Source organism: Halobacillus massiliensis, from assembly GCF_900166625.1.
Taxonomy (GTDB): Bacteria; Bacillota; Bacilli; order Bacillales; family Halobacillaceae; genus Halobacillus_A; species Halobacillus_A massiliensis.
Genome location: NZ_LT800499.1, coordinates 3,501,920 through 3,520,332 on the forward strand (window position 1 = coordinate 3,501,920; position 18,413 = coordinate 3,520,332).

The 18,413-nt window shown below is 43.8% G+C and carries 16 protein-coding genes and 3 riboswitches; of the genes, 1 reads left to right on the forward strand and 15 read right to left on the reverse strand.

Annotated features, from left to right (window positions below; translation table 11 throughout):
* Positions 1-17 precede the first annotated feature (17 nt).
* The 10 genes from purF to B7E06_RS17485 form a co-directional block, all read right to left on the reverse strand.
* Positions 18-1,430, reverse strand: a complete 1,413-nt coding sequence (gene purF, locus B7E06_RS17440; RefSeq protein ID WP_082235211.1) for an amidophosphoribosyltransferase — start codon at positions 1,428-1,430, stop codon at positions 18-20.
* Entirely contained in the window at positions 1,406-3,634 is a 2,229-nt protein-coding gene (gene purL, locus B7E06_RS17445) for a phosphoribosylformylglycinamidine synthase subunit PurL (protein ID WP_082235212.1), read from the reverse strand. The genes purF and purL overlap by 25 nt, the downstream gene beginning before the upstream one ends.
* Positions 3,618-4,301: a phosphoribosylformylglycinamidine synthase subunit PurQ gene (gene purQ, locus B7E06_RS17450; RefSeq protein ID WP_082235213.1), complete on the reverse strand. Its 684-nt coding sequence runs from the start codon at positions 4,299-4,301 to the stop codon at positions 3,618-3,620. The genes purL and purQ overlap by 17 nt, the downstream gene beginning before the upstream one ends.
* Complete coding sequence (gene purS, locus B7E06_RS17455) at positions 4,302-4,547, reverse strand: phosphoribosylformylglycinamidine synthase subunit PurS (RefSeq protein ID WP_082235214.1); 246 nt, start codon at positions 4,545-4,547, stop codon at positions 4,302-4,304. It lies immediately after the preceding gene.
* Complete coding sequence (gene purC, locus B7E06_RS17460; RefSeq protein ID WP_082235215.1) at positions 4,535-5,257, reverse strand: phosphoribosylaminoimidazolesuccinocarboxamide synthase; 723 nt, start codon at positions 5,255-5,257, stop codon at positions 4,535-4,537. The genes purS and purC overlap by 13 nt, the downstream gene beginning before the upstream one ends.
* Positions 5,258-5,292: 35 nt before the next feature.
* Positions 5,293-6,585, reverse strand: a complete 1,293-nt coding sequence (gene purB, locus B7E06_RS17465; protein ID WP_082235216.1) for an adenylosuccinate lyase — start codon at positions 6,583-6,585, stop codon at positions 5,293-5,295.
* A gap of 18 nt (positions 6,586-6,603) precedes the next feature.
* A complete protein-coding gene (purK, locus tag B7E06_RS17470; RefSeq protein WP_082235217.1) occupies positions 6,604-7,731 on the reverse strand; it encodes a 5-(carboxyamino)imidazole ribonucleotide synthase in 1,128 nt (375 codons plus the stop codon).
* Complete coding sequence (gene purE, locus B7E06_RS17475; protein ID WP_082235218.1) at positions 7,721-8,212, reverse strand: 5-(carboxyamino)imidazole ribonucleotide mutase; 492 nt, start codon at positions 8,210-8,212, stop codon at positions 7,721-7,723. Before purE ends, purK begins: the two co-directional genes overlap by 11 nt.
* Before the next feature lie 111 nt (positions 8,213-8,323).
* A riboswitch (purine riboswitch) is annotated at positions 8,324-8,424 on the reverse strand.
* A gap of 79 nt (positions 8,425-8,503) precedes the next feature.
* A complete protein-coding gene (locus B7E06_RS17480; RefSeq protein ID WP_082235219.1) occupies positions 8,504-8,704 on the reverse strand; it encodes an NETI motif-containing protein in 201 nt (66 codons plus the stop codon).
* Positions 8,673-9,224 carry a DUF2179 domain-containing protein gene (locus B7E06_RS17485; RefSeq protein WP_425432230.1) on the reverse strand — a complete coding sequence of 184 codons (552 nt, stop codon included), beginning with the start codon at positions 9,222-9,224 and terminating at the stop codon, positions 8,673-8,675. Before B7E06_RS17485 ends, B7E06_RS17480 begins: the two co-directional genes overlap by 32 nt.
* Before the next feature lie 200 nt (positions 9,225-9,424).
* On the opposite strand from B7E06_RS17485, the gene B7E06_RS17490 reads away from it, so the two are divergent.
* Complete coding sequence (locus B7E06_RS17490) at positions 9,425-9,850, forward strand: Hsp20/alpha crystallin family protein (RefSeq protein WP_082235221.1); 426 nt, start codon at positions 9,425-9,427, stop codon at positions 9,848-9,850.
* 443 nt (positions 9,851-10,293) lie between these two features.
* On the opposite strand, the gene B7E06_RS17495 is transcribed toward B7E06_RS17490, so the two are convergent.
* The 5 genes from B7E06_RS17495 to B7E06_RS17515 form a co-directional block, all read right to left on the reverse strand.
* On the reverse strand, positions 10,294-11,628 hold the full coding sequence (locus tag B7E06_RS17495; RefSeq protein ID WP_082235222.1) for an NCS2 family permease: 1,335 nt from the start codon (positions 11,626-11,628) through the stop codon (positions 10,294-10,296).
* A 134-nt stretch (positions 11,629-11,762) separates the two neighbouring features.
* A riboswitch (purine riboswitch) is annotated at positions 11,763-11,864 on the reverse strand.
* Between the two features lie 82 nt (positions 11,865-11,946).
* Positions 11,947-13,485 carry a glutamine-hydrolyzing GMP synthase gene (guaA, locus tag B7E06_RS17500; RefSeq protein WP_082235223.1) on the reverse strand — a complete coding sequence of 513 codons (1,539 nt, stop codon included), beginning with the start codon at positions 13,483-13,485 and terminating at the stop codon, positions 11,947-11,949.
* An 87-nt stretch (positions 13,486-13,572) separates the two neighbouring features.
* A riboswitch (purine riboswitch) is annotated at positions 13,573-13,674 on the reverse strand.
* 28 nt (positions 13,675-13,702) lie between these two features.
* On the reverse strand, positions 13,703-15,919 hold the full coding sequence (locus B7E06_RS17505; RefSeq protein ID WP_082235224.1) for a DUF4129 domain-containing transglutaminase family protein: 2,217 nt from the start codon (positions 15,917-15,919) through the stop codon (positions 13,703-13,705).
* Positions 15,919-17,184, reverse strand: coding sequence for a DUF58 domain-containing protein (locus B7E06_RS17510; RefSeq protein ID WP_082235225.1), 1,266 nt, complete (start codon positions 17,182-17,184; stop codon positions 15,919-15,921). Before B7E06_RS17510 ends, B7E06_RS17505 begins: the two co-directional genes overlap by 1 nt.
* Positions 17,181-18,146, reverse strand: a complete 966-nt coding sequence (locus tag B7E06_RS17515; protein ID WP_082235226.1) for an AAA family ATPase — start codon at positions 18,144-18,146, stop codon at positions 17,181-17,183. The genes B7E06_RS17510 and B7E06_RS17515 overlap by 4 nt, the downstream gene beginning before the upstream one ends.
* Positions 18,147-18,413: the final 267 nt, after the last annotated feature.

The following is an 18,413-nucleotide window of genomic DNA, read 5'->3' on the forward strand; positions in this document are numbered from 1 at the left end:
GTGAGTCCTCCTCTGCTTTATGCCTTTTCATAAGGCGGGACAGTGTTTGGATAAATTTCTGTCGGATAATTTCCTGTAAAACAAGCTGCACAGCCGCCGTGATTCAGCGACTCCTGCCCTTCATAGATGGCTTCATTCAGGCCATCAACTGTTAAATAAGACAAACTGTCAGCTCCAATAATTTCTTCTATTTCTTCAACGGTGTTGTTTGCTGCAATCAGCTCTCCGCTTGTTGACGTATCTATTCCGTAATAACAAGGGTTTTTAATGGGCGGTGAGGCAATTCGGACATGGACCTCTGCTGCCCCCGCTTCTTTTAAAAGCTTCACAATCCGCCGACTTGTCGTTCCTCGCACAATCGAATCATCAACCATAACGACGCGCTTTCCTTCTACGATTCCGCGCACCGCAGAAAGCTTCATTTTAACTCCCTGCTCCCGAAGCTCCTGAGATGGCTGAATAAAGGTACGGCCGACATAGCGGTTTTTAATTAAGCCCAGTTCATAAGGAATACCTGCTTCCTCGGCATAACCGATAGCTGCCGATATGCTTGAATCAGGAACTCCTGTCACTACATCTGCCTCTACAGGTGCTTCCTGTGCCAGCTTTTTGCCCATACGTTTACGGGAAGCATGCACATTACGGCCGTCAAGGTTGCTGTCCGGACGGGAAAAATACACATATTCCATTGAACATAGCGTACGCTGAATCGGAGCGGAAAAACGTTTCGTTTCTACACCATTTTTATCAATTATCAGCAACTCTCCAGGCATTACTTCACGTTCGTAAGTTGCTCCAATGACGTCAAAAGCACAAGTTTCAGAGGATACGACCCAGGCATCTCCTAAATATCCGATACTAATCGGACGTAAACCACGCGGATCGTTCGCCACATAAATCTTTTCATCCGTCATAATTAAGAAGGCATACGCGCCTTTTATCATAGATAACGCCTGAGTAATGGCATCTTCAACTGGCAGGTGTCCTGCTCGTTTAATAAGGTGAGCGACGACCTCCGTATCAGAAGTTGTCTGTAAGATCGAGCCTTGGGCTTCAAGCTGTCCTTTTAAGGCTTGAGCGTTGACAAGATTACCGTTATGGGCAACCGCGAGTCCACCTGTCTGAGAACGAAACATAAGCGGCTGGATATTCTCAAAGCTTCCATCCCCAGCTGTGGCATAACGAACGTGGCCAATAGAAATGTCCCCACTCAATTCATTGAGCCGCTCCTGAGGGAAGACCTCTGAAATTAAGCCATGTCCTTTGGAAGCTTTCATGTGAGAACCGTCACTTGTAACGATTCCCGCCCCTTCCTGACCGCGATGCTGCAGGGCATGCAGGCCATAATACGTCAGCTGAGCGGCATCCGGATGGCCGAACACACCAAAAATTCCGCATTCTTCATTTAATCCTTTGATTTCACCAAGCATGGAATAGCTCCTTTCCAAAGCTGCTTTAATATTGATGTCTGCTCTTCCACGACGGTTTTACCTTCTGATTGAATGCGATACATCCCATCTTCGGTAACTTTTCCGATTAGGGTAGTATCTTCCATCTGTTTCTCAAAAGCTGATTGATTTTCAGGGTTAACGGAAACTAAAAAGCGGGACTGTGTTTCTGCAAATAATGCCGTCGTTACATCTTCGGTTACATTGACTTCACAGCCAAACTCTTTATTAAAAAGACTCTCTGCTAATGCGACAGCCAGACCGCCTTCTGATAAATCATGTGCGGATTCAATGATTCCTTTTTGGATAGCAGCCAGCAGCTGATTCTGTCTGATCCCTTCCACTTCAAGATCGATGGCCGGAGCCTTACCAAAGTGACGGCCCTCTAACATCCCTTGCAGCTCACTTCCTCCAAACTCTTCCCTTGTTTCACCGATCACATAAATAAGATCGCCTGCATTTTTCATATGAGATTGGGTGATATGATTCGTATCTTCAACTAGTCCGACCATGCCAACAATCGGTGTCGGGTAAATCGCCTGTCCGCCAAATGATTCGTTATAAAGAGAAACGTTTCCGCTGATTACAGGAGTACCAAGATCACTGCAGGCTTGACTCATTCCTTCTACACTCTTTTCCATCTGCCAGAAGATTTCCGGTTTCTCCGGCGAACCAAAGTTCAATCCATCCGTAATTCCAAGCGGACGTGCTCCAGAGCATACAATGTTGCGTGCAGCTTCTGCTACAGCAATTTTCCCGCCTGTTTTCGGGTCAAGATAGATATAACGGGAGTTACAATCTGTTGTCATCGCCAATGCTTTTTTCGTACCACGCACACGTACTACAGCTGCGTCTGATCCCGGCGTTACCGCTGTATTTGTCTGTACCATAGAGTCATATTGATCATAGACCCACTCTTTGCTTGCAATCGTAGGCTGCTGAAGCAGTCGTTTTAACGTTTCCCCGTAGCTGCTAACCTCAGGGACGTAGTTTTCCATCGATTGGTATTCTTCATAATAAGACGGTACTGCGGATGGCTGGTGGTAAACAGGTGCATCTTCTGCTAAGGAATCTACAGGAACATCAGCGACGATCTCTCCAAGGTGGCTAAGCCGGAAACGCTGATCATCTGTTACTTCCCCGACAGAGACTGCTTCAAGGTCGTACTTACGAAAAACTTCAGCAATTTCTTCCTCGCGTCCTTTTTCAACAACAAGGAGCATTCGCTCCTGTGACTCTGAAAGCATCATTTCATATGGCGTCATGTTAAGCTCACGCTGTGGTACTAAATCCAAGTTCATCAGCATGCCTGTACCTGCCTTACTTGCCATTTCACTGGCGGAAGACGTTAGACCGGCGGCTCCCATATCTTGAATCCCGATGAGAGCATCATGGTGAATGACCTCTAAGCACGCTTCGATGAGCAGCTTCTCCATAAATGGGTCGCCGACCTGCACAGAAGGGCGTTTCTCTTCTGACTCTTCTGAAAGCTCCTCAGAGGCAAAAGTAGCTCCGTGTATGCCGTCCCGTCCTGTCTTAGCACCCACATACATGACAGTGTTTCCAATTCCAGCCGCAATTCCTTTTTGAATATCTTTATGATCAATTAAGCCGACACACATGGCATTAACGAGCGGGTTACCGTTATACGCATCATCAAATTGAACTTCTCCACCAACGGTTGGCACACCAACACAGTTACCATAGCCGGCAATGCCCCGAACGACTTCTTCAAAAAGATACTTCACACGTGGATGTTTCAATGAACCAAAGCGTAAGGAGTTTAAAAGGGCAACAGGACGTGCTCCCATCGAAAATACATCCCGTAGAATTCCTCCCACACCAGTGGCTGCGCCTTGGTAGGGCTCCACAGCTGAAGGGTGGTTGTGGCTTTCCACTTTAAAAACGACCGCCTGCTCATCACCAATATCAATAATTCCTGCTCCTTCACCCGGCCCCTGCAGAACATGAGGGCCTTCCGTAGGGAATTTTCTAAGGAGAGGCTTGGAATTTTTATAGCTGCAGTGCTCTGACCACATGACAGAGAACAAACCGGTTTCTGTATAGTTCGGCAGGCGTCCGAGAATATCTTCAACCGACTGGAATTCTTCATCTGTAAGACCCATTTCTTTATATAACTGCTGGTCTTTAATTTGCTGCGGGCTGACTTCAAGCTTTGATGGCATACTTATCCCTCCAATGAGTAAGAATCGACTGGAACAAACGAAGGCCGTCTGTCGTTCCTACTAGTGAATCAACAGCGCGTTCAGGGTGAGGCATCATGCCAAGGACATTGCCGTTTTCGTTGGTAATGCCTGCGATATCAGCCACTGAACCGTTCGGGTTGTTTTTATATCGAAAAGCAATCTGGTTATTGTTTAATAGAGTCTGATAGGTGTCTTCATCGCAATAATAGTTTCCATCACCATGCGCAATCGGAATTTCAATTTCTTCCTGTTCTTCATATTGGTGTGTAAACATTGTGGCTGAGTTTTCAACGATTAATGTTTCATAGTGGCACATGAACTTCAAATGCTTATTAGGAAGCATAGCTCCTGGCAGCAGTCCCATCTCTAAAAGCACCTGGAACCCGTTGCACACACCAAGAATCGGCTTTCCTGCAGCAGCTGCTTCTCGGATCTGTTCTATAACGTCTGATGTTGATGCAATAGCCCCGGAGCGCAGATAATCTCCATAAGAGAAACCGCCCGGAAGAAGGATTGCATCATAAGAGGAAAGATCGGCTTCCTGATACCAGATAAGATCTGCTTCTTCACCTAGTGCTTCAGTAACTGCGTAGTACATATCTCTGTCACAGTTGGATCCTGGGAAAACGACAACAGCAAACTTCACTTAGACGACCTCCTCGATCGTATAGGAATAATCTTCGATGACTGGATTGGCTAACAGCTGATCACACATTTTATCAACCTGTTCTTCAATATCCTTTGTGTCCTCTACCATGACTTCCATGTATTTACCAACGCGAACATCTGCCACGTTTTTATACTCCAGGGAGTGTAGTGAATTTTGAACAGCCTTTCCTTGTGGATCAAGCACGCCTTCTTTTAATGTGATATAGATCTTTACTTTGCGCATGTGTTCTCCTCCAGTCGTTGTAATATGTTTTCATATACAGAGATTAAGTCTCCTAAGTTTTCACGAAAAACATCTTTATCCATCTTCTCACCCGTGTTTTCATCCCACAGCCGGCAGGTATCCGGAGAGATTTCATCAGCGAGAACAATCGTCCCATCTGCTAAGCGGCCAAATTCAAGCTTAAAGTCTACTAATTTTAAACCGGACTGCTTAAATAAATCTTTAAGGTGTTCATTTATTTTAAGAGCTGTTTCTTTTATAAACTGTATTTCCTCTTCCTTTACATCGGTTAAATAAAGGGCATGCTGATCATTGATAATAGGATCATCCAGTTCATCTTCTTTGTAGTAAAACTCAACGAGGGGAGGGCTGAATATTTCCTTTTCCTTAATGCCAAGCCGTCTTGTAATGCTTCCGGCTGCTACATTTCGAACAACCACTTCCAATGGAATAATGGTTGTTTTGGAAACGAGCTGTTCCGTATCGTTTAAAGATTTAATAAAGTGGGAACTAAGACCCTGCTGTTTTAAGTACTCAAAGACTTTTGATGTAATTAAATTATTCAGCCGGCCTTTGCCCTCGAATTGATCTTTTTTCTTACCATTAAAAGCCGTGGCATCGTTTTTATAGGATAAAACCAGCTGCTCTGGTTCGTTTTCAACGTAGTATACTTTTTTCGCTTTACCTTCATATAAAAGAGAACCCTTCATAAATAGAACACCTCGCGATTTGGAATGGTAGATTCTTAAAGTCCGATACGGTCAAATGTACGGTCAACCTGTTTTAAATGGTGCTTATAATCGAAGCAGGCATCCAGCTGATCTGTTGAAAGAACTGAAGTGATTTTTTCATCGGCTTCAATTAGTTCTCTGAACGGAATTCCTTTTTCCCATGATTCCATTGCTTTTGGCTGAACGAGGTCATACGCTTCTTCACGGACAAAGCCTTCATCAATAAGAGTAAGCAGAACACGCTGAGAGAAGATAAGGCCATATGTTTTCTCCATGTTTTCCTGCATCCGCTCTGGAAATACGGTTAAGTTCTTCACAATGTTACCGAAACGGTTCAGCATATAGTTCAGTGCAATAGTGGCATCCGGCAGAATAATACGCTCTGCTGAGGAGTGAGAAATATCGCGCTCATGCCAAAGCGGCACATTTTCATAAGCAGTCAGCATATGACCGCGGATAACACGTGCCATTCCTGTCATATTCTCAGAGCCGATTGGATTTCGTTTATGAGGCATAGCGGAGGAGCCCTTCTGCCCTTTAGCGAAAAATTCTTCGACTTCTCGAGTTTCTGTCTTCTGCAGGCCGCGGATTTCTACGGCGATTTTTTCAATAGATGTGGCAATCAGAGCTATTATAGATAAATAGTGAGCATGACGGTCACGCTGAAGAGTTTGAGTAGAAACAGGTGCTGCTTGTAAGCCAAGCTTTTCACACACATACTGTTCAACAAATGGATCTATGTTGGCATAAGTGCCTACAGCTCCTGAAAGCTTTCCGAATTCAATATGTTTGATAGCTAAATCCAGACGTTCAAGGTTACGCTTCATTTCTTCATAGTAAAGAGCCAGCTTCAACCCAAACGTTGTCGGCTCTGCATGGACACCATGTGTCCGTCCCATCATTACGGTGTGTTTATGTTCCAATGCTTTATCGGCTAATATATCAATAAAATTCACTAAATCTTTGCGGATGATAGCATTCGCCTGCTTCAGCTGGTAAGACAGCGCTGTGTCTACAACATCAGTAGAAGTAAGGCCGTAGTGTACCCACTTCCGCTCTTCACCTACGGTTTCTGAAACAGCTCTTGTGAAAGCTACCACATCGTGGCGGGTCTCTGCTTCAATTTCATGAATACGCTCGATGTTAAAGGAAGCTTTCTCGCGGAGCTTATCCACGTCTTCTTTCGGAATGACACCAAGTTCACTCCATGCTTCACATGCTAGAATTTCTACCTCCAGCCATGCCTGATAACGGTTTTCTTCTGTCCAAATCGCACCCATTTCGGGTCTTGTATAACGTTCTATCATTGTTCTCCTCCTCGTCAATTACCACATATGAACTTTGTTTTTTGCTATAAGGTTATCAATCTCTTCCAGGGATTCTCCGATAAATGTAATATGCCCCATCTTACGATTCGTCCGTGAGTCCTTCTTGCCATAATCATGAAGATGCATATCTTGATATTCTGCTAGTTTTGGCAGCAGGATGTCCCTGTGCTTGCCCAATACGTTGATCATGACGGCTGCCGGAAAGCTGTGGATAGGCAGCAGAGGCAGGCCGCAAATCGCGCGGATATGCTGTTCAAATTGGGAAACATTGCAGGCTTCAATCGTGTAATGCCCGGTATTATGCGGGCGCGGTGCCATTTCATTGATGTAAATTTCTCCGTCTTTTACGAACATTTCTACTGCAAACGTCCCGGCAATGTTCATTTTTTCTGAAAGGACGGCAACCGCATGCTGGACCTTCTCTTCCACTTCTTTTGAAACTTGAGCCGGTACCCTTGTCTCGTGTAAAATCTGATGGCGATGCACGTTTTCGCCGATGGGGAAGTAAGTAATCTTCCCATCAAGACTTCTTGTAAATACTTGAGAGATTTCAAGATCGAACGCCAGCCATTGTTCCACAATGTACTTTCCGCCTTCTTTCAAAAAGCTTCCAGCCTCGATTAAGTCCTTTTTACTCTCCAGCTTCAGCTGACCCTTGCCATCATAGCCGCCGCTGATCGTTTTGATAACTGATGGAAAACCGATATTTTCTACGGCTTCTTTCAGTTGATTCTGTGATTCGATGATTGCAAATTGTGCAACAGGGAGTCCGGCTTCAACAGCTGTCTGCTTTTCTTTCTCTCTGTTCTGAGTGACTTCAAGAGATAAAGCGCCCTGTGGAAGCTTGCCCGCTTCCTGCAAAAGTTTTGCCACTTTTAAGTCGACGTTTTCAAATTCGTAAGTTACAACACTGCTTTCTTCCGCAAGCTTTAGAGCTGCATCTATATCGTCATATTCTGCTTTAATGTGAATGTCAGCGACCTGGGCACACGGACAATCCTCTGTAGGATCTAATACTGCAATTCGATAGCCCATATGCTTAGCAGCAACAGCCATCATTCGTCCCAGCTGTCCGCCTCCTAAAATTCCAATAGTATCTCCAGGGATTACTACATTATTTTTCACGAAGTTCACCTCGCATTACTTCTACTTTCTCTTTCATTTCATCCCGATATTTTTCCAGACGCTGTTCGACCTGTTTATCAAATGCACCGATCATTTCAGCGGCTAACAACCCTGCATTCTTCGCTCCAGCTGAACCGATCGCCACAGTGGCTACTGGAACACCGCCTGGCATTTGTACGATTGAATAGAGAGAATCCACGCCGTTTAAGGCTTTGGACTGCACAGGGACCCCGATCACAGGAAGAGTTGTTTTTGATGCGACCATACCAGGGAGATGGGCCGCTCCACCGGCTCCTGCAATAATGACTTTCAAGCCTCTTCCCCTTGCTTCCTCTGCATAACGGAACATATTATCCGGTGTACGATGTGCTGAGATAATTTCCTTTTCGAAACCGATGCTCAGCTCATCCAATACCTTGCATGTTTCTTCCATAGTAGACCAATCTGAGATACTTCCCATAATCACACCAACTTGAGCCATGTTATCCCTCTTTTTCAACGTTTTAGGTCATTCTTTCATTAAAAAAGCCTGCTTTTCCCCCTCGTATGAGAGGAGAAAAACAGGCAGACGTAGAGCCAGTTTATATGATTCAACTGCTTGGTCTCCCCTCATAGTCCGGACATTTACGGTATCCAGGTAGAAACGTTCGGGCCCTATCCCCGACTTATATGAGGTCCAATATCCAATTCTGTTTACATCATAGCAGTAACTGGTGCTTGCGTCAATCCAAATAACGAACGTTAAATAAATCTATTTAATCATTGTTCGGGTTTATTGCTTAACCGCTTGAAAAACAATACTTCTTCCCACAGGTTCTATTCTTTTTTCACCATTTTTTACATATTCTTTAAAAATTGGCTCTTCGGCCCGGCGAATCGGTATATACCCATCCTTCTTTATGCGGTCGAGACACTGATCAATGGTTTCCTTTTCACCCACTTCATAGCGCTTCTTGCTGTTCTTTTTGGGCATCGCGGATTCTCCCCTTCTTCACCTGCTTCACCCAGAAGCCTCCATGAATCTGTTTTGGCTCATAGGCAATGATAAATGCTTTAGGATCTATAGTTTTAATCGTCTCATAAAGAGTGAGTTCATATTTACGAGGGGTGAGGATCTGCATTGTCAGCCGGTCCCCTTCCATACCATATGAATACCAGCTGGTCACTCCATAACCAGCATCGCGAAGCTTACGAGTGAATTCTATATCCGGGTTGGATGAAATCACATTGACTGTTGTGTAGCCAAGAGCGAGCTTCTCTTCTATTTTCATTCCAACGATAACCCCTAAACCATAACCGACGGCATAAGCAATTACATTCTCAATTCGATTCAAATTGTCGAGAACGAGCCCTAGCCCGATAATATATATGAGAATTTCGAATATGCTGATAAACGCCGCAAAGTAACGCTGTCCCTTTAAAGTGAAAATCATCCGAAGCGTAAAAAACGAGACATACACGATGTTGACAACTAATATGATGGATACCATCATCCATGGATTCTGCAGCAATTTTATTCCTCCTAAGTCTTTCACTGCTGTGTGAAAAACCTCAGTATACTCGACCGATCATCGCAAGCTGCCACCAGGGCATTCACCCAAAATGAACAATCTGCATACACTATATAACAATCCATCTTGATAGCACAATAAAATTCTTCGAAAAAGATTGTCGAACGAAAGGAGTTTTTATTATGAATCCATTTGATGATTGGAAACAAAATTTAGATCGTTTTTTCGGCCAGGATTTCTGGGGGGATTTTGAAGGTTTGATGGCTCCTACCGTCCCCCAAATGAATATTTACCAATATGACAATGAGCTGCTTTGTATGGTCAATATTCCCGGCATGGATCATCCTAAAAATGTTGATGTGCTCGTTAACCACTCTACCCTTACCATCAAAGGAACGATTGACATTAACCACCGGGGAGGCCACCAGATCAAATCGGAGATTTCTACAGGAGCCTTTGAGCGTTCGATTGATCTCCCATTCTCAGTTCGAAGCGATAAAATTGATGCTACCTACAAGCACGGCCTGTTAATTATTCAGCTTCATCGGCTTATTTCGGAATCTACAAATCCAAAGGCAATCAAAATCCGCCACCTGGAGGATGAGTAGGAAATAGTTCGCTTTCTATAAGCGGATGGTTCCATTTCAAAACTAATAAAAATGGTTTCGTTTACCTTAAACAGAGAAGCGGGCCGGTTGAATCAGCTCGCTTTCCATGGGCGAACAGTGAGCTTCCTCTGGCTTTCAGCCTGTTCTGTGTATCCCATAGGAGTCTCGCCGTTTCCCCCGGCCCTGTATGGTATTAAGAGTAACGGAATTTTGACGAAAGCGAGCTTAAAGATCTTTTACACTGAATTTTAGTGTTCCGTTTCAACTATTAAATAGGTAAGCGGCTGGGAAATGGCGAGACTCCTGATGGGAGATAGAGCCATGGTGAGATCCGCGAGTGTAACGAGCTAGCTCACCGGCTTCCCGCTTAAAAGCGAGTCATTCCCAGGCCGCTTTTCTCTTTTACTGTAAACGGGACAACCTTTTCCTGTCCATTTTCTCCTCTATGCCAAGAAAATAAAGTAAAGAATGAATATGACGAAAAGGAAGTACATAAGAGGATGAATCTCTTTTCCTCTCCCCTTCAATAAAAGGGTGATTGGATAAAAGATAAAACCAATTGCGATTCCCGTAGCAATACTGTACGTAAGCGGCATAGCTGCAATGGTGAAAAAAGCGGGAACGGCTATTTCAAATTGGTCCCAGTCGATACTTTTCAAAGTTGATGCCATTAACACACCGACAATAATAAGGGCAGGGGCCGTAACTTCAGCCGTTACCACACTGAGCAACGGTGAAAAGAACAAGGCAAGCAGAAAGAATCCTGCCGTTACAACCGACGTGAATCCTGTACGGCCTCCTGCACCTACTCCCGCTGTTGATTCAATATAGGATGTCGTAGTTGAGGTACCGGCAATCGCACCGGCAACCGTCGCTGTAGAATCTGCAAACAATGCACGGCCCGCACGTGGCAGCTTATTGTCTTTCATATAACCCGCTTGTGTTGCCACAGCTACAAGCGTTCCTGCGGTATCAAAAAAATCTACGAATAAAAACGTTAAAATTACAACAAGCATTTCAATTGTAAATATATCCCCAAAGTGGGCAAGAGCTGCACCAAACGTAGGAGACAGGCTCGGCGGCTGACTAACTATACCACTCATACCAGTCGGCGGCGCAATTAACCCCGTAACCATTCCGGCTATGGCGGTTAAGATCATTCCATAAAAGATCCCGCCTTTAATACCTAAAGCCATAAACATAACAGAAACTATAATTCCAAATATTGCGAGCATGGTCGTCGGCGAGGTGAGATCACCTAAAGCAACGAGAGTATCTGGATTCCCTTGCACAATTCCACTGTTCTGAAAACCGATAAAAGCAATAAACAAACCAATTCCTGCCCCAACTGCAAGCTTAAGATTGGCTGGAATAGCATTAATAATTTTTTGACGAAGCCCAGTTAAGGTCAGTGCCATAAAAATAAGACCAGAAGCGAGAACGCCTGCTAATGCCGTTTCCCACGGAATGCCATAGCCAAGCACAACGGTGTAAGCAAAAAAGGCATTAAGCCCCATTCCCGGTGCCAAAGCTATTGGATACTTAGCAAGAACTCCCATGACGAGCGTTCCAATTGCAGCCGCAATTGCTGTTGCTGTAAAAACAGCCCCCTGATCGATTCTAGTTACTCCCTCAGGCAGTTCTTCAATCCCTGTCAAAGCTAGAGTGGACGGGTTTACAAATAATATATAAGCCATCGCCAGGAAAGTCGTCATTCCCGCGAGAAACTCTGTACGATAATTTGTGCCGTATTCTTCGAAGTTAAAGAATTTCTTCATTACTTTTGTTCCTCCCCTTATTATCAGCCAGTCTGTCATTCAACTTGATGGAACTTGCTGAGAATATAAAAAACACCCTCAGCATATGGCCAAGAGTGTTCTAAACAATCAGGAAATGAACAGCACGGAATAGATGTGCAGTTATTTTCTGACGTAGTCGGACCATTTACGGCAGTCCGGTAGAAACTCATGGGCCATATCCCCAAAATTATACGACAGGATTTATTTAATTTAGTTCTTTATCCATCATACAGCTGTCGACAATTGTCGTCAACAGAAACCGAACATTAACACTTAAATCCGCAATGAATATTCGTCCTATTCCCATTCAATGGTGGAAGGAGGCTTGCTTGTTACGTCATATACGATACGATTTACGTCGTTTACTTCATTTACAATTCGGTTGGATATCCGCTCAAGAACTTCCCACGGAATACGGGCCCAGTCAGAGGTCATTCCATCGATAGAAGTTACCGCGCGAATGCCAATCGTATGGTCATACGTCCGCTCATCTCCCATGACACCGACTGACTTAATATTAGGAAGGACGGTGAAGTATTGCCAAATATCGCGTTCCAATCCTGCATTGCGAATTTCTTCTCTCAAAATAGCGTCAGACTCCCGAACGATCTCAAGCTTGTCCTCTGAAACAGCCCCAAGAATTCGAATAGCAAGCCCTGGACCAGGGAAAGGCTGCCTCCATACAATATGTTCAGGTACTCCTAATTCAAGACCAAGTGCGCGTACTTCATCTTTAAACAGCGTATTCAATGGTTCGATCAGTTGGAATTGCATATCTTCCGGTAGACCGCCCACGTTATGGTGTGATTTGATCGTTTGCGCTGTATCTGTGCCACTTTCGATAATGTCAGTGTATAGTGTACCTTGCGCAAGAAAATCGATATCCTTCAGCTTACCTGCTTCATCATCAAAAACATAAATAAATTCATTTCCAATAATTTTCCTCTTTTGTTCAGGGTCAGAAACCCCTTCCAGTTTGCTTAAGAAACGCTCTTTCGCATCTACTTTAATGATGTTCATGTTAAAACCATCACCAAGTGTACGCATTACATCATCTGCTTCATTTTTCCGAAGCAGCCCATGATCAACGAAGATACACGTCAGTTGATCCCCGATTGCCTTATGAATGAGTGCTGCTACTACAGAAGAGTCCACTCCACCGCTTAGTGCGCATAACACTTTTCGATCGCCAACCTCTTGACGGATTTTTTCAACTTCCATCTCAACGACATGTTCCATCGTCCAGTCATCTTCTGCTTCGCATACATCGAAGACAAAGCTTCTCAGAAGATCATTACCATATTCAGAGTGACGGACTTCTGGGTGGAACTGTACTCCATACATACGTTTCTCATCGTTACTGATCGCAGCGACCGGGCATGATGGGCTGGTTGCATCTACCATAAATCCAGCAGGTGCTTCGATGACTTTATCACTATGACTCATCCACACCGTTTGTTCTTTCGGAGTTTTTTTGAAAAGGGCAGGATCATTTTTCACAGAAATATCAGCTTTTCCGTACTCTCTCTGATGAGCTCTTTCTACTTTGCCGTTAAAGTGGTGCGTCATCAGCTGCATTCCATAACAGATGCCAAGTACAGGTATGCCAAGCTCAAACAGGTCTTCATCACAGCGGAAGCTGTGTTCACCATACACACTGTTTGGACCGCCGGATAATACAATACCGCTCGGGTTTAATTCTTTTATTTCCTCAGCTGTAATCTTATGAGAATGTAGTTCACTGTACACCCCGAATTCTCGGATACGGCGGGTGATCAGCTGGTTGTATTGACTTCCAAAGTCTAGGACAAGGATCATTCCCTGAACTTGTTCCATATGCACTTCAGCTCCTTTAATTAATGTAACCCTATAAAAAATAGACTTCTGCCTACGTTGATACGTGAAGGCAGAAGTCTTCTTACATACAGAAAATTCTGCCTTCATAGTCAGAGCATTTACGGTGCTCCGGTAGAGACTTTCGGTCCATATTACCGAGGATATATGAAGGAAGTTCGTTTGATTTTTACCATTCTACCAATGGTCAGGCCTTGAATCAAGACAATGTCTTTTTAATTAAATTTTCCCATAATTCTGTGACCTTTCCGGTTGATTCTGGATCCATTTTATTTCTATAAAGTGTCCGCTCATAATAATGGGTAAGCTGTCTCATTTCACCAGACTGGTAGCGTAGGTCAACAAGGGCTGCAAAATCCCTGAGCGTCTGACCGTTACGGCGTTTTAAGCCACGGCTCTCGAGGGCTTTTAGCAGAAGCAGATAAGCCCGCTCGAATGTATCCCCATCCGGAGTATTTCTAAATCTTTTGCCATAGAACCAGGCCAGCCACTTGAATCTGGTAAAATAAACCACTGCGGCCACCGCAGATATCACGGCGAGAGAACTTAGGAAAGCCGTCAAACCAGGGGAACCATTGTCTGAGCCGGATGCTCCTCCCTGTGCCGTTTCATCGTCTCTCTGCAGATCCTCCTGGTTAGGATTAGGTGTGTCGCTTTCTTCAGACTCAGGAGTATTCGAGTTCTGTTCGTCTTCCTGACTGCTTCCTTCTGTATCCTCTACTTCAAGGAAAAAGTCGGTATTGTTGGAGAAACCTTGAGTAGGTTCGAACGGCACCCATCCTACATCAGGGAAAAATACTTCCACCCAGGAATGAGCATTTCCGCTTGTTACTTCATAGACGCTTAAGTCTTCCCCTTCAATAGCAGCACTTTCTTCCAGACGTTCACCGCTCGCAAATCCTTTTACCCAGCGGGCAGGAATGCCTTGAGAGCGAAGGAGAACAACCATTGATGTCGAAAAGTTATCACAATAACCGACTTGTGTCTCAAACAAGAATTGATCTACATAATCTTCCTCTTCTTGCGGTACAGCGACATCCTCTGTTTCGTATTCAAAGCCATTAGAAGAAAAATAGGCTTCCACAGCTTTTGCCTTGTCATAACGATTATCCTGTCCTTCAATAATCTCTTCACCTAAATCGATAACTCGCTGCGGAAGGCTTTCCGGCAGCTGTGTGTAAAGCTCGGCAATTTCTCGCGGATCGCTTTCCTCAGCCTCACGAAGCTGATTATATTCAAAAGAGGGAGTGTCATAGTTAAGAAGATAGCTTTGAACTTGAACTGGGTTTCCAGCCATTAACGTGTCCATTTCTCCTGTGTAAGTGTGGAGATTTAATGCCACGTCCTGCGGAAATCGATCTAAAGATTTCGCTCCATACGCGTACACAAGCTTATTAAAATTCGCATCATTCGTAAAAGATAAGTATGATACACTCTCTTCTGTTTCTACATTATCTGTGAACGTCTCAAACTGAAGGTCCTCTGGAGCTATCATGTCTGTATCACCCTCAAGAGTATCCTCCCATCCTTTGCCTGTATAGGTATCTTTCGATTCTATACGCCAGTACTGATCATCCTGGCTGAAAGCACGGAAAACGAGGGTATCATCCTGAATAAATCCTCCTCCGAGCTGTGAGTCATTCTCCCCGTATCCTACCTTTTGAACAGTACTGCCAAAGCCTCCATTTCCTGGCCCTGCTCCTGGATTACCACTCGTCAAATAAGGGACAGGATCCGGCCACTGAGGTTCAAGTTTAGGGGCAGCGAATCCAAGCACAGATGCCAAGAGTACGAATGTAATCAGCGGAGCTATCCACCTGTAGTGCTGATGCTGCAGAGAAAGAGACTCTTTTTCCATCTCTTTGAAAAAATGAGTAATCCCTAATGCGATCATAGCTACGATGAAAGTACGTACGATCGCCCATTGACCATCGTAAATTGTAAAAGTATCAATAATCGTTACATAGATGATCGTCATTACTACAAATAGCAGCATACGCTTGGCAATAATAAACCAGTAATATAACAGGTAGCTCATAAGCCATAAAAGCACGAGGAACAACAGCGTTCTGAACATCGGCGTCATCTGCCACCATTCCTGCAGCTGCATAATATGAATATTATAAAGAATCTGGTCGTAAACAGCAGAGAACCATTCCCTGCTGAAAATACGTTCTTCCAAGAAGGTGCCATCGATAATAAAGATTAATCCAGTAAGTTTTAACGGCAAGGATAGCATCCATGAAACTTGCAGAAATGAAATAAAGAAACAGTAGCCGGCATAAATTAAAAAGATACTTACATTCTTAAATTCGGCAATTTCATCAAGTGGACGAAGCCACTCTAAGAACAGTATAAAACCGCATATATATATGAGACTGTGGTATAAGGTCTGCTGGGATCTGGTGAGACTCATTATGTACTCACCTCAAATTCTTTCTGGCTAAGCTGCTCTTCCGTTAACACCTGCACACTGACTCTAGAATTTGTTAATTTTTTTATAAGTTTATGATCCTGGAAGTCAAGCTGATGTAAAGGTCTTACATAGAAAAACTTCACCTGTCTAACTTTTAAAGCCAGCTGGGTTAGTACATCGGCAATACGGGCATCCAGCTGATGGCTGACAATAAAAACGACCATTCCCATCGGCAAAACAACCCGCTCCTTTTCAAGCTGTTGAGCAAACGCATTCATGCCTGACGGCTGGATTTCAGCAAGAAGTTTATCAATATTCCCCTTCTGCATCGGTGTCTTTTGACCAGAGCAATAATGTTTCTTTTCCCCAAGTGTCATTAATGCAACAGGGGACGACCGCTTACTAAGCTCTTCAATAAAGGAAGCACTAAACTCCACAGCACCTTCAAAACTTAAGGAATGTGCTTTTTTGTCATGAGCCGCGTTTAACAACAGCAGCATTTCAACACTTTTCTCCTGTTCAAACTCTTTTGTCATCATCTGACGACTCTTCGCTGTATTTTTCCAGTCTATCCACGAAACCCGATCTCCCGGCACATACTCCCTGACACCAGAAACCACACTTGTGCTTCTGTCATTCAGCCTAAAAGACGGACTTGCGCCCTGCTCAAAGCTGTAGGCTTTTTCAGAAATCCTAACCGGCCGCTTATAAGGAAAGACCATTAATTGATCTCTCAAATCGAAAATATGTTCTTTTTTTATAAAACCAAAGAAATCACCCGTTTTCACCTTAAGTGAATGGATTTGATGCATCCCCCGCGGGATCTGATCAATCTCATAATAGTAGGAGAGTTTGCGCTTCATCCATGGAAAGGAAATCATTTTTACGATTCTTTTTTCATTTACATGTGACTGATCATTCATTTCTTTATATTTTTCTATCCGTTTATCCCTTTTCATTAGCGATGACGGGAAATGCTCTTCCACTACACAGTAATACAAGGGAAAGGGGGATTTTCGAATAATAGAAATATCTACAGTAATTGTCTCCCCTGCGGTTACTGTCTTTTTAGAAAAAGCTCTTTTTACTTCCCAACGGTCGATACGATAAAACGTAAGAGCTGTTATATATAGAAGAAATGGAACAAAGCCGGCAAATAAAAACCAGCTGACAAACCCTCCCTGAAACATGGCGTAGGAAAAGAGTACGGCAAAAACTAAGAAAACAACGATCATTCTTGCTGCATTATGAAAGTTTTTTTTCATTCACGTACATTCCTCTGCACAGGAATAGAGGTATCAGCCAGAAGCTCAAAAATAACTGACTCTGGAGTTGTCCCTTCAAATCTTGCTTCTGAAGTAAGTATCAATCGATGAGACAAAACATATGGAGCTAAATATTTCACATCATCAGGCAGGACATAATCACGATCACGAATGAACGCATAAGACTTGGCAGCTTTCATTAAAGCAATCGCTCCGCGCGGGCTGGCTCCAAGATAAACCCCCGGATGATTACGGCTTCCTGTCACAAGACTTACTATATATTGATTGACCGTCTGATCAACATATACTTCAGAAGCCTGCTTCTGAAGATCCACAAGCTCATCCCGGCTCAGTACAGCCCCTACCTCCTCAATTGGATGGCTTCCTGAAGTACGGGTCAGCATCTGCATTTCTTCCTGCGGCGTCGGGTACCCCATTCGCAGTTTTAGCAGGAAACGATCCAGCTGTGCTTCAGGAAGCGGGTATGTCCCCTCATATTCAATTGGATTTTGAGTCGCCATTACAAAAAACGGAGACTTTAATGGCAGGGCTTCTCCTTCTACTGTAATACTCGTTTCTTCCATTCCTTCAAGTAAAGCAGACTGGGTTTTCGGCGAGGTCCTGTTTATTTCATCAGCAAGCACAATATTTCCGAGTATTGGACCAGGGCGAAATTCGAAAGTCAGCGTATTAGGATTATATATAGAGACGCCTGTGACATCAGACGGCAGTAAATCGGGGGTGAACTGAATACGTTTAAATTCACAATCCAGCGATTTAGCGAGGGTTCGGACAAGCATCGTCTTTCCGACTCCCGGTACATCTTCCAGCAAAACATGCCCTTTAGCCAGCAGCGCAACGATGCTTAAGAGGGCTTCTTCATCTTTACCAATCATCACTTTCTTGATGTTCTTCAATACCTCGGAAATCTTGGGCTGGTATATAAACGTCTGCTTTGACATTCGTAAAATCCCCCGTTTCTATAACACTATTTTCAGAAAAATTCCATCTATTTAAACTATACTATATCCAAAGTATTACGACAAAAATTGTGGTTGAGCAAATATGCCACAATGCAGCACTGTTCCAGAGCTATTCCTCCACTCTGAAATATCGGTCAGATTAAGACGGATCTCTATTATAATACAGCAAACATTGTAATACGACAGTAACATTCGTAATAAAAACTATCAGTCTACAACCTTGTCAAGTATGAAAAAATACTAATT